Source organism: Halobacillus rhizosphaerae (assembly GCF_046719735.1).
Taxonomy (GTDB): Bacteria; Bacillota; Bacilli; order Bacillales; family Halobacillaceae; genus Halobacillus_B; species Halobacillus_B rhizosphaerae.
On sequence record NZ_JAUTWQ010000009.1, the window covers coordinates 51,352 to 64,026 of the forward strand.

Consider the following 12,675-nt stretch of genomic DNA (forward strand, 5'->3'; position numbering starts at 1 on the left):
GACACTATGGTAACCGCTTATAAACATGAACCATTCACAGATTTCACAGTAGAGGAAAACAAGAAAGCCTTCGAGGAAGCACTTAAGCAAGTAAAAGAGGAATTAGGTAAAAATCATGACTTGCTTGTGGACGGTCAAAGAATTCGTACCGATGAGCAGATCGTTTCTACTAATCCTGCGAATACGAAGCAAATTGTAGGGTCTGTATCTAAAGCGAATAAGGATATTGCAGAAAAGGCCATTCAATCGGCATCTGAGGCATTTGAAGACTGGAGAAAATGGGATCCAGCAGCACGCGCAGAAATCCTTTTCCGCGCTGCGAATAAAATAAGACGCCGTAAGCATGAATTCTCTGCTTATCTTGTTTATGAAGTAGGTAAGCCTTGGAAAGAAGCAGATGCGGATACGGCTGAAGCCATTGACTTTCTCGAGTATTACGGTCGCCAGATGCTGGAACTGAAAGATGGCAAGCCAGTAGAAAGCCGCCCTGGTGAACAGAACCGTTATGTTTATACGTCCACGGGTGTGGCCGTAGTTATTCCACCTTGGAATCTTGCTTTTGCGATTATGGCAGGAACGACGATCGCGCCAATTGTGACCGGAAGCACAGTCGTAATGAAGCCAGCGAGTAACAGTCCTGTCATTGCAGCGAAATTCGTTGAGGTACTGGAAGAATCGGGTCTACCTAAAGGAGTCATTAACTTTGTGCCTGGCAGCGGTGGTGAAGTAGGCGATTATTTAGTCGATCACCCTAAAACTGCGCTCATTTCATTTACGGGATCTCGCGATGTAGGAACTCGAATTATTAAACGTGCAGCTGAACTGCAGCACGGTCAAAACCACTTGAAGCAGGTTATCGCTGAAATGGGTGGTAAAGATACTGTGGTCGTTGATAAAGAAGCGAATCTTGACACTGCAGCAGAAGCGATCCTTGTCTCTGCCTTTGGTTTCTCAGGTCAGAAATGTTCTTCTGGTTCTCGTGCAGTCGTTCATGAGGATGTATATGATGAATTGCTTGATCGTGTCACTAAGCTCACCAAAGAAATTACGGTTGGCAATGCAGCAGAAGATAACGTCTACATGGGACCAGTGGTCGATAAGGCAGCTTATGATAAAATCATGAGCTACATGGATGTAGGTAAGAAAGAAGGACGGCTCGTGACTGGCGGAACCGGGGACGATTCAAAAGGTTACTTTATCCAGCCGACGATCTTTGCTGATCTAGCGCCAGATTCAAGAATGCAGCAGGAAGAAATTTTCGGACCGGTGGTTTGCTTTACTAAAGCGAAGAGCTTTGATGAAGCAATCGAAATTGCTAATAACACCGAATATGGTTTAACAGGAGCGGTTATTTCTGATAATCGTGACAACCTGGAAAAAGCTAAAACAGATTTCCATGTAGGTAACCTGTATTTCAACCGTAATTGTACAGGAGCCATTGTAGGCTATCAGCCATTTGGCGGTTTCAAGATGTCCGGAACTGACTCTAAAGCAGGCGGTCCAGACTATCTAGCCCTTCATATGCAGGCGAAGACGATCTCTGAGAAATTCTAAATTAACAATTGAATAGGCTATTCTAGCTCTCCCTTAGCTGGGAGGGCTTTTTGCTTTTCCTTTTTCTTTCCAGTATAAATCGCTATAATAAAGGGAGATACAGGGAAATCTTTAGTAAAACAGCCTCCTTGGAAAGGGAAGGATCTTAATGGAAGTAAAAGAATTAATCCTCCAGGCTGAGGATATTCATAAAGCAACCGAGCTGATCAGCTCAAAATTGCACAAACCCGTCATTATTGAAAATAAAAACTTCGAGTTGATTTCCTACAGTTCATCTATGGAGGAATTTGACTTAACTCAGCAAAAGACTATTCTCTCAAAGAAGTGTCCCATCTTCATTATTGACCGGCTGAAAAAGGAAGGCATTGTTCAGCGGCTGGATCAGAACCCAGATCCCGTTCGTGTGGCTTCAATGGAGGACCTTGGCTTTCATCAGCGGATGGTGATTGGAGCTAAACACCTCGGTCATACCATGGGGTACATTTGGATTCAGGAATCAGAGAATCCTATGCAGCAGGATGAACTTTCCTTCCTTGAAGAGATTACTCCTCATCTAGGCAAACTCATCTATGATGTGTACAAAAGAGTGAACGCCAAAGAAGGACGAAGGGAAGAACTGCTATGGAAACTGCTTCATCATGAATACGGCAGTGAAAGCCAATTCCGTCATGACGCTTCCATGGCGAAACTTACCCTGCCGGAACGCTTTTCGGTGGTCGTGTTCTCTGTAACCGCTCCCCACTACAATTTTCTGCTGGATTACCTAGAGGAAACTGTTCTGCAGTTTGGCGGGAAAAGGGATCTGCATTATTTAAAAACCGAATTCCAAATGATTCTTGTTCTGCATGGTGAGCTTAAAGAAGAGTATTCTTCAAGAGATCTTTCCCGAGCGCTTATCCATGAATTGAAAAGCAACACGGAAGAAGATTATTTTTATAATTTCTTAATTGGAGTAGGAAAAGAGTATACGAAGCTCTTTAACATGCGAAAGAGCTTTTTGGAAGCTCTAGAAGTGATAGAAACCGCAAACTTTATCACACCCAGACCCGAATCTATGCCTAGAGAGTTTTCGAAGCTTGGAATTTATCGCTATTTAGCTGCCCTTTATGAAAAAAACAGCTCAGAAGATTATTATAGTGATGATTTGCTCTCACTCATTCAGAATGATTCAGAAAAGCAGACGGATCTTCTCCGCACACTCGAAGTGTATTTAGCGAATAATGGAAAAGGAAAACAGACCGCCAATGAATTATTTATTCATCCAAACACGTTGAACTATCGAATTAAACAAATTCAAGAATTGACCAATATTGATTTTAACGATTTTAATATGAAGAGTTACCTATACACAGAGCTGCTTCTGCTCAACAACGTGCATTCCTATTATCAGCGGTACAAGGACGCACTGTAGAAACGACAGGAATATCTGACTCATGGAGAAAAAAATCCGAACGAAGATGAAGAGGTTAGTACCTTTTCATCTTCGTTCGGATTTAATATTGGTTCTTAGACTTCTGTTTCCCCGACTGAACCGGAACTGAGTATTTTGTTCACCCTAGAATATTGGCGGTTAACCAGCTTTTGGGGCGATGGAAGCCGACAGGAATCTGGAGGAGAGTGGTTTTATCTGCAGCGGCAAGATCATAAATGTGATCACAGTTGTTCACGTCAAATCCTAATAAGGGATGCCCGTTCATTCCAAGTGCGCTTGCTGTTAATAATAATCGCTGCAGGAGCATGCCTGCTTCCATATGCTGAATACGGTGTCCTCGATATCCGAGTGAATCTTTGAAATGGCTTCTGTCCCCAGCAATATGAAAGCACATCGGGATTTGATGCAGATTAACATTACTGAGGGACATCCCTGTCTGCAGTAACCACCGAAAGTCACCTTCTTTCATTTGGATTAATGAGTGAGAAGAAAAGTCATACAAGTAAGCTCCGTCAGGAATGCCCTTTATATTATTTAAACAACCGTACAAGCTGATTCGCGGATTCTCCATATTTTCTCTGTCCAAATCATTGGTATAAAAGTAAGAATTAACAGTCTCTCTAAGCAGGGAAGCAAGCTGGTAAATGGTGACCTCTTTTGATATAAAATCCATTTCTGGGGAATAACGATTTCGAGCTGCCCGGGATAAATCAACGTCCAGGCTTTTGACATCAGGCAGGACAAACATTGGTTTCCTGTGATAGGTCTCTTGTTGTGGCTTTAATGTACAAAATGTCCCGGTAGACTCCATGAGCGAGGATTCATTGAGCTGTGAGATGGCTGGGAACTGCAAAACGGTTTTCGACCGCTCATAGGTCTCTAGGGTAATTAAAGGAATGTCCTTACATATTTCATCAGCTGATATTTCCTCTCCACAGTCACTAATTCTCATTATAGATTGACGCTCGGAAATTGGAATGACAACGTAGGTGCTTTCCTCTTGCTCCTTAAGCCCAAGCAGGTGATTAACAGCTTGATCGATAAATTGAAAATGAACAGCTGGAGTGAACTGGAAACATTTGCAGACTTCTAACAGCTGGCCCGCAAGTGCTCCTGCGTCCAGCCCTTGAAGTCGGTAGGAAAAGTTATGGTATTTAAAAAAGTTTTTCCAAAATTGAGTGGTGATGATGACAGCTCCGAAGCTATTCGATACATCCGAACGGTTCCCGAGAGTTTTGTTTAAAAAATAATCAAAGTTGCCCTTCCTTAGTAACAGGAGACGATGATGGGCTACGTCATAATGGTAAATTCCCGCCGGTAACTCCTTAAGTTTCAGATAAATGTATAACTCGTTCGGATATAAGCCTCCGCCGGAAGGAGCAAACCGTCGGAACGACTGTATCGTTTCTGTCTTCCCATCCATATCAGATGGAAGAGACGTTTGGCTGTATTGCGTTAACCCTGAAACATACCATAGAAAGTGACTGATGGTATTCAAATCCAGTTCCTGGTAAAGCGCCGAGTCCTTTAAGGAAAATGGAATTTCCCTGCTAAGGAGGGTACCCGGCAAATGCCGATAAAGTTTATAAGGCAGAGGAGCATCCTCCCAATTGACTTCCCAGTCTGGAGGATTTACTCGATCACTATGAAACTGTAAATCATTTAAGAACAAGTCAAGATCCATCCTGTACCTCCTTGCCTCGTTAAGGAAATGGATGCGGGTGTGGGTTAAGCTCATCCATGGTGAACACCTTATTTACATATCCAAGTTCCTTTGGTACCGTCAATACCCTGTTTAACCCAGCAAGACGGGTTTGGTGATGGCCGAATGTCATTGGCAGCATACCTGGAATCAGCACTTTTACACAGCGAAGACCATTCCTGCTGATTTCTGAAGACGTTTGGTCCACCACAATCACATCCATGTACAAGTTCTGAAAGACGGTTAAGATATCTCTTAAGTCATCCGTCAAGTCAACATGCTTCGACTTCCAATGAAAGGCATCTTCAAAGGTCTGCATCGGACCTTCTTGATCAAGCAGAAATTTCAGCCGTTCTTCTGCCTCTGGAAGACCGTAAAGCATCCCGTGGTCATCCATTTTTCTTACGAGTGAAGAATCATGGAGCATCTTTTTATAGATTTCTTTGTTTTGCTTAAACTCTTTATTCAAAGGCTTTATCATCCCAATGCTTTCTGAAATAGCACTTTTTACAGCTTTGACCGGATCCAGGTGAGCTCCTGCCGCGCACATGAGATTCAGTTCATCTGGATGAGAATGGCGGTTCTTTATAATCGTGAAAATACAGGGAATCCCGTGTTCCATCGTTCCATTGTATAAATAAAGATCATAGCCTGCGACCTCTCGCATACGCTCAATCATTAAATGAAGCTCTTCGTCTTTGACAGAATAAGGATCAATACGAGGCAGAGGAAGCTTACCATACCAGGTCATGAGAAAGGAGTCTCGTTCCAGCACTTCCATAATTCCGTAAAAAATCGCTTCTTCCAAACTTCCTCCGATCGCACATCCGTTAGAGGTTTCAAACATAATCCCATCGCCGCAGCCCATGCTGTAATAAGCCAGTCGTTCTGGAATCAAGAGACTGGTTTGACTTTGCAGGGAATATCCCCATACCCAGTTCATTTTTTTATCGGGGTCAAAGGGGGTGAAAGGAAAATCTTCCGCTGCGTATTGAGTTTGGGTATGAACGCCGACTTGCAGAGGGTGGAGAGCAGAATCAAGCTGATTATAGGAATCATAAACGACCGTTCTCTTTCCCTTTGGATCTATGCCGCAGGACCTTTCTAACCCTTCAAGAATCGCTGTCATTTCACTGACAGCATAAGAATTTGTCCGTCCTGCTGATCCTTCATCCCCATTCATTAACGGAAGGTTGACAATTACATCAGCAAACGGAGTTTCCACATCCATCATTTTACTATTCAAAAGTCCGGTTCGAGGATCAAGATATTCTTCTGAGAGAAATTGGCTCAATTCCTTCAATGACCTGCATCGATAACTATCTTCACTAATTTTCGGGCTGGGCTGAAGGGAGATGATCGCTTCCTCAGGGGAGTCCTCCGTCCTATTGCTGCACATATAGCACAGGGAATCGGGTAATATGGAGTGCCGTGCAGTCTCTAAAGTTCTCATATTAATCAGCTGGACAGCTTCTTCAAGCTGTGAAGACTTTTCAGTCATAATACGCTTGGTTTCTGTAATGATGATCTGTGCTAATTGATGAAGACCCATGGGAGAGACCCATTCATCATGAACGGTCTCTTGTTGCTGAGAGGAAATTTGTTGAATTTTCCATTTATCCTGCCGATCTTTTGCCGTCATGATTCTTCGTGTATCTGCACATTGAGAGCACCCTTCTCTGCCTGGCCGCACCCAAGGGCCCGCCACACCTTCACCAAAAGCCACAAACCCCCGAAGCCAATCCACCCCGATATCCCGTGCTGCCAACTCAGCTTGGTAATGCATCGCAGGATTCCAACCATCCTCAAGTACCAGCAATAACTTCGATTGCTTGGGTAGTGGATGATTTAAATTGGGGAGGAGGCACAGGTCATAGAAAGAAGCGAGTTCCTCAACGACAAATTCATACAATTGTCCTTTACCAGCGATGGTAACGGTTGAGTTCATTGACTTCCCCCCTCTCCTAAAAAAACTCCATAGATATCTATATATCCATCTTCTGAGAAAGGACTAATGTAAACTTTTACGATGGAAAGTTCTTTGTTGCTTTGTTCCAGCCGATGGAATACTGAATGAATAAGCTGCTCGTTGTTCATTTCAACAGCCGGGATAGATCGGGAAGTGGTTTCCTCAAACATAAGGTTATGAGCAAGTAGAACATTGGGAATAGGAGAAGATGCTCCATTTTGTGCTTGCATGACAGTGAGACGCAGTGCTTCACGCAATGCAAGCGTAAGATTAAAGCCGGAACTTCCCAGCCACCGCTGCTCCTCCCACTTCACCCAGACGACCGGAAACCCGTTGTCATCTTCACCAAGAGCGAGTTCTGGAATTTTATTCATCATGGCTAACGAATGAAAATAAAAGCGGCAGGGGTCGTCGTCTATCTCATTAAGTTCCAACGCAGTTACGCTTTTGTTCCCTGCTTCAACCAGATCTTTTCCCTCCAAAGCGACCATGTTCTGCAGTGCTCGGTAAACTGCTTCTCGGGCTGAACCTCCAGCACCTAAATAGAGAGAAGGAGATCCATTCTTTTTCCACTCATAAAGGTCTGCTGATACAGTTGAAATTTCATTCTTTAGAGGGGAGACGTACTGCTCAATGCCCTTTAATCCAGCTTCTCGTCTCGCTTCTTCATGAGTCATAGCTGCAATAGTCATACTTGGAAACAGGGAGGAGGGGTTTGACGTTATATCTGTTGTTTGAATTTCACATTGAGACAGGGGAAGCTGATTTAGACTGCCTTCTTCCCAGTGATGGAATATACCTGTTTGGCGGGAGGTTAACTCGCTAAAATAGTAAAAGAGTTCGTTTTGAGTTCTTTTTCTTTCTTCTTCATAAAGCTCTAGCGATTCTTTATCAATTTTCTCGACGGAAATTTTACCTGTAACGTCGGGATGAGGTTTATAAGCGTGCCAATTTCCCTCTAAGGTTTCCGCGTCAAGGAGAAACAAGTGATGGTTATGATGAATTTCTTTGATCTCAGTTACTTTCTTTAATCCTTCAAACACTAGGATATTAGAAAGCATCGCTTGTGCTGGCAAAGCAATCGGGTAATTTTCAAGCACCCCGTTCCTTTCTGAATGGTGGATACTGCGCCAAGCTGACTCCCAGCAATTAGTGGAATCGGGACTTATGATGGGGCCGGCATATCCGACACCTTTGTGAAAGAAAGCGGGAATAAATAATTTTTTCTTTACTTGGCAAGCCTGTAGAATGTCGCGCAGTTCTCGGATATCACCGTTCTCTGATACATAATAAATGGTATCGAAGGCATCCACTTTCTCCAACCAGAAAGTTCGTCCCGGACCCTTCATTACCTCCCATTCAATCGATACTTCAGCATCTTTTTCTTTGGCGGAAGCTTCTATTTCCGTTAAACGTGCCTGGTTGGTTTTACTCTCGTCTGTTATACAAGCTCTGAAGCGGCATAATCCGGATTGAAGCATCGCAGAAACTAAACCAATAAACATAGGTCCTTGACCGACAGCAAGCACTTTTTGTTCTCGGTAGTTCTGAAAACGCCTGGCAGCAGAATCGCCGAAGCTTTCTAAATACTCGATTTGTGAAGCGAAATTCTCGACAATTTCCGGCTGTAAATGGTGAGGAAGGTCGTTGGTAACGTCTCTAAGAAAACCATTTCTATAAAGAACTTCTGTCATTTCGTAGACGCGGTCACGGTGAAGAGGAGGCAATCCATTTGTCAGGGATGCTAATGAATTCTCACCATTAAGCATAGGCAGCAGCTTCTCCACCCATTGAAAAATGGTGCTTCCTTCCATACGAAATGATCCTGCATTATTCCTGAAATAAACACTTCCATTCGATTCCGGCATGAAAAATGTTCCCTTTTTCACTTTCAATAACATAGAAGGTTTAATAGTTGTCATTTCACTCCTCCTTACGAACAGAGCTTACTATCCACTATGATTCTATGTACTTCCCACCGCCTCATATGTCTGACCACAAGAAAGAACCCTGCAGGAACTTCCTGCAGGGGATGAAGCAAAACGATTGATAAATCAGGAAATCAACGAGCGCAGCGACCACAGCCTCCGCATCTGCCAGGACCGCCACAACGTCCAGCACATCCGCCACATCCACCACATCGAGCGCAACCGGCGCAGCCCGCACATCGAGCGCATCCAGCGCAACCCGCACAACCAGCACAAGGACCCGCACAGCCTGCGCAACCGGCGCATCCTGCACAACCAAAACAAACAAAAACGCATAAACGAGAGTTGTTGCCATAGGCGTTTGCTTGTTCATTTGGCACTAAATCTTGAGCATGGAAATTTCCCACATTTAAATTCTGAAGTTCATTATTAAATTCATTCACTTTTATTACCTCCAGGCGTTATCGTACTTCACTATTCTCAGGACAGGGCGATTTCTTGCATTTTCTTCCATTACTTTCATGTAAGGAAACACTTTCTCCCACAAAATATGATGAATGCCCGGTTGATGTTACAAAATAATTAATAAGTTGAAAAACAGAAGGCAATTGAAAACTGGAAAAAGTTGAAAACCTCGCCGGCCGATAAAGGATTGCTGGAATTCATAAAAAAGTGGTGAGCCAGAGTTAGAACTCTGCACTCACCACCTGGTTATTAAGATAATGAAGCTTCTTGTGTGCCTGATCCACCTTTTTTGCTGTGAAGATATTGAAACAAAGCAATAATCGCAAATACGGCAAGTCCCACAAGTGAAACGATATAATTCGGATAAACTAGTGCAAGTCCACCGGCAAATAGGGAGATTCTTTCAAACCAGTTCACATTGCGGACAAAATATCCAATCATCGCAGCACTGATACTGGCCATCCCAAGCATCGCTGTAATGACGCCAATCGAAACGTTGACAGCGTTGGCATCACCTTGGAGGAGCAGTACGGGCTGTGAGACAAAGACATACGGAATAATAAAAGCGGCAATGGCCAGTTTGACCGCTGTGACCCCGGCTTTCATCGGATTGGCTCCTGCTATACCTGCTCCAGCGTAAGCAGCCAGACAGACGGGAGGAGTGATATCAGCGACGATTCCGAAATAAAAGACAAACATATGAACGGCAATGACTGGTACATCAAAGGCAAGTAAGGCTGGTGCCGCCATTGTGGCCGTAACTACATAGTTTGCCGTGGTTGGAAGTCCCATGCCTAAAATGATACAAGCAATCATGGTAAAGAACATAACGAGGAAGAACTGTCCATGAGCCAGATCTATAATACCGCCGGCAATTTTAGGTCCAAGTCCGGTCGTTGTTACAGTACCCGCAATAATTCCCGCAGTCGCACAGGCAGCAATAACCGGCAATGCGACTCTTGCTCCTTCCTCAAGCAGTTGAATAATTCCTTTGAAGGACATTCGCGTGTCCTTTCGGAAAAAGCTGATAATTAAGGCGGTAGCAATTGCAAAGAGTGCTGCAAAGGTAGGAGTGTAGCCCACGAGTAAACATCCGACGATGATTACTAGAGGTAAAAATAAATCAAGCCGTTTAACAAGCTGCTTCAGCTTAGGAAGCTCTTCTTTTTTTAAGCCCATAATCCCTTGTTTTCTTGCTTCAAAGTGCGTGCCAAGAAAGACTCCTGAGAAATAAAGCACCGCTGGAATAATGGCAATTACAATGATGTGATTGTACGGTACCCCAGTATAAGAGGCCATAATAAAAGCGGCAGCTCCCATAATCGGCGGCATAATCTGGCCCCCGGTTGAGGCAGATGCTTCTGTTGCTGCGGCAAAGTGGGGTTTGAACCCGGCATTTTTCATCATAGGAATAGTGAATGAACCAGATCCAACCGTGTTTGCAACGGAGCTTCCACTAACCATGCCCTGAAGTCCGCTGGCTGCCACCGCTGCCTTCGCTGTTCCGCCTGTAAAACGCCCAGTCAATCGTAAGGCAATATCATTAAAGAATTGACCGATATTGGTTTTCACTAAAATAACCCCAAAAAACAGGAATAAAAAAATGTACGTGGAAGAAATTTGAATAGGAATCCCAAATATAGAGGTGGAACTAAAAAACATTTGAGTCGCCAAAGTCGGCCAGTCATAACCAGCATGGCCAATGATAGGGATGAACTGGCCGAATAAACCATAAAGCAAGGCGAGGATGGCAATTACTACAATAGGTAACCCAACAACACGCCGAGTCGCTTCCAGTAATAACAGGACTCCTGCTGTGGCTACAAATTGATCAAGGTAAGTAAAACCAAAAATAATCGCCTCGTTAATTAAGCGTTCGTAATTAAAGACAATATAATAATTGGCAAATAATGCGATTAAAGCGAGTATAGCATCGTACCAGGGGACACCCCGTTTATTCGTTAAAGAAGATTTAACGGGATATAAAAGAAAAACTAAAAATAATGCCGTACCTAAGTGAATGGCACCTTGAATTAAAGAAACATACGCGCCTCGGAAAGCAGTGTAGAGCTGAAAGATCGTTAATAAGCCGCCAACAATGAGCGTGACCCATCCCCATGGGCCCAGGTTTCTTCTAAAAGCGCTTTCTTTATCATACTTAGCCATCAGGTCATCTTTATTTACTTCTTGTGAATCTTGAACTGTCACATTCTAACCTCCGTTCCCCTCTAGAAAGGAGTAATCAGTTGAAAGAACCGGACAATAATGCCCGGTTCTTCCTCATGCTGTTTACTTGATTCCAGCTTCTTTAAAGTACTTTTCAGCACCTGCATGAAACGGCAGATCTTTCGCGCCGGTCATGGCACTATCTTTTGTGATTAATTTAGCTTGAGCAATACTCATATCTCCTTGGTTTTCATAAAGAGTTTTTGTTAATTGGTAAGCTAAGTCTTCACTTACTTGATTTTTAGAAGCTAACAATAGCGCCATGGCGGTAACCGTCTGCACAGGCTCGTCCTGCCAGTCGTAAGTACCTGGTTCTACAGTATAAGCTTCATACTGACTATTATCAGTCACTTGCTTCAAAGCATCTCCTTCAATGTTAAGGAATTTAACTTCTTTCGTAGATGCTTGTAATTCATCAGTCGTAGAAGAAGGAACACCAACTACAGCAAAAGAAGCATCAATGGTACCATTTTGCAGCTTACTCTTAGCGTCGCCAAAACCTTCTTCATAAGCTTTGTAGTCGCCTTCTTCAAGCCCGTAAGCGGATAGGACCAATTCTGCTGCTGCACGGGTAGCTCCGCCTGGAGGGCCAATAGCTACTTTTTTCCCTTTTAAGTCTTCAATTGATTTTATCCCAGTTGAATCTAATGTAACAACTTGCAGTGCTTCAGGATAAAGAGAGCCGATAACTTCGACATTATCAATCTTCTTCCCTTTAAATTCACCTTCGCCGTTTATTGCATCAAGCATGGTCGTATTCTGTGCAATTCCCAGCTGGAAATCACCGGATTGAATCTTTGCGATGTTTTCTACAGAGGCACCTGATTCTACCGAGCTGACATCAAATCCGTCCATATCGATATTATCAGACCAAAGATTTGCCATTTCTCCACCAAGCGGATAGTACACGCCTCCTACGCTACCAGTTCCCATAGTGAGGTTTGTTTTCTCTCCCCCGCCATCGTCACTGTCACTGCTGCTCGAACCTCCGCCATTGCCGCTTTCACCACAGGCACTTAAAAATATACCTGCAGCCAGCATAATGGCAAGCAGAATTAAAGAATTCTTCTTCATAAAATACCCCCTCAATAATATAATACATATTTAAAACATACTGATTATAAATCAATATGTTAAATATCCCACATGGATTGAAATAGTATACTCTTTTTAATAGATATTTTACCGTTTATGAGCAAAAATAACAAGAAAATTCAGATTTAATACAGTTTATTGTCAATTCTGTAAAGTTGAATATCCTGTGCTTTTTGACGAGAGATTTCGAGATGTTTGGGTCCGTTATTAACAATGAGAGGAGGGAGGCGAAGGAAATAACTCGCTTTCCTGTGGGGGAGCTGGCGAGTACACTGACCCCCGATTGTTGGACACTTATCCAACC

Annotated in this window: 8 protein-coding genes; 2 read left to right on the forward strand and 6 right to left on the reverse strand. The window is 43.4% G+C overall.

The features are described 5' to 3' along the window. Positions 1 to 6: 6 nt before the first annotated feature. Both pruA and Q7A53_RS11480 read left to right on the forward strand, forming a co-directional pair. Positions 7 to 1,554 (forward strand): L-glutamate gamma-semialdehyde dehydrogenase, encoded by a 1,548-nt coding sequence (pruA, locus tag Q7A53_RS11475; protein WP_411789307.1) that lies wholly within the window; start codon positions 7 to 9, stop codon positions 1,552 to 1,554. Positions 1,555 to 1,702: 148 nt separating this feature from the next. Beyond that, entirely contained in the window at positions 1,703 to 2,965 is a 1,263-nt protein-coding gene (locus Q7A53_RS11480) for a PucR family transcriptional regulator (protein ID WP_411789308.1), read from the forward strand. 139 nt (positions 2,966 to 3,104) lie between these two features. On the opposite strand, the gene Q7A53_RS11485 is transcribed toward Q7A53_RS11480, so the two are convergent. From Q7A53_RS11485 to Q7A53_RS11510, 6 genes are all read right to left on the reverse strand, one after another. Then, positions 3,105 to 4,670, reverse strand: coding sequence for a SagB family peptide dehydrogenase (locus tag Q7A53_RS11485; RefSeq protein WP_411789309.1), 1,566 nt, complete (start codon positions 4,668 to 4,670; stop codon positions 3,105 to 3,107). 19 nt (positions 4,671 to 4,689) lie between these two features. Next, on the reverse strand, positions 4,690 to 6,636 hold the full coding sequence (locus Q7A53_RS11490) for a TOMM precursor leader peptide-binding protein (protein WP_411789310.1): 1,947 nt from the start codon (positions 6,634 to 6,636) through the stop codon (positions 4,690 to 4,692). Next, on the reverse strand, positions 6,633 to 8,579 hold the full coding sequence (locus tag Q7A53_RS11495; RefSeq protein WP_411789311.1) for a putative thiazole-containing bacteriocin maturation protein: 1,947 nt from the start codon (positions 8,577 to 8,579) through the stop codon (positions 6,633 to 6,635). The genes Q7A53_RS11490 and Q7A53_RS11495 overlap by 4 nt, the downstream gene beginning before the upstream one ends. Positions 8,580 to 8,640: 61 nt before the next feature. Then, complete coding sequence (locus tag Q7A53_RS11500; protein WP_411789312.1) at positions 8,641 to 8,958, reverse strand: hypothetical protein; 318 nt, start codon at positions 8,956 to 8,958, stop codon at positions 8,641 to 8,643. A 341-nt stretch (positions 8,959 to 9,299) separates the two neighbouring features. Then, a complete protein-coding gene (locus Q7A53_RS11505; RefSeq protein ID WP_411789318.1) occupies positions 9,300 to 11,216 on the reverse strand; it encodes a TRAP transporter permease in 1,917 nt (638 codons plus the stop codon). Between the two features lie 123 nt (positions 11,217 to 11,339). Next, the gene (locus Q7A53_RS11510; protein ID WP_411789313.1) at positions 11,340 to 12,350 is read right to left on the reverse strand and encodes a TAXI family TRAP transporter solute-binding subunit; all 1,011 of its coding nucleotides are present in this window, start codon (positions 12,348 to 12,350) and stop codon (positions 11,340 to 11,342) included. Positions 12,351 to 12,675 lie beyond the last annotated feature (325 nt).

Excerpts from the sequence above, each read along its gene's own strand:
- Q7A53_RS11495 (WP_411789311.1), bottom strand. The coding sequence starts at position 8,579 with ATGACAACTATTAAACCTTCTATGTTATTGAAAGTGAAAAAGGGAACA.
- Q7A53_RS11505 (WP_411789318.1), bottom strand. The coding sequence starts at position 11,216 with ATGGCTAAGTATGATAAAGAAAGCGCTTTTAGAAGAAACCTGGGCCCA.
- Q7A53_RS11480 (WP_411789308.1), top strand. The coding sequence starts at position 1,703 with ATGGAAGTAAAAGAATTAATCCTCCAGGCTGAGGATATTCATAAAGCA.
- Q7A53_RS11485 (WP_411789309.1), bottom strand. The coding sequence starts at position 4,670 with ATGGATCTTGACTTGTTCTTAAATGATTTACAGTTTCATAGTGATCGA.
- Q7A53_RS11490 (WP_411789310.1), bottom strand. The coding sequence starts at position 6,636 with ATGAACTCAACCGTTACCATCGCTGGTAAAGGACAATTGTATGAATTT.
- pruA (WP_411789307.1), top strand. The coding sequence starts at position 7 with ATGGTAACCGCTTATAAACATGAACCATTCACAGATTTCACAGTAGAG.
- Q7A53_RS11500 (WP_411789312.1), bottom strand. The coding sequence starts at position 8,958 with ATGAACAAGCAAACGCCTATGGCAACAACTCTCGTTTATGCGTTTTTG.
- Q7A53_RS11510 (WP_411789313.1), bottom strand. The coding sequence starts at position 12,350 with ATGAAGAAGAATTCTTTAATTCTGCTTGCCATTATGCTGGCTGCAGGT.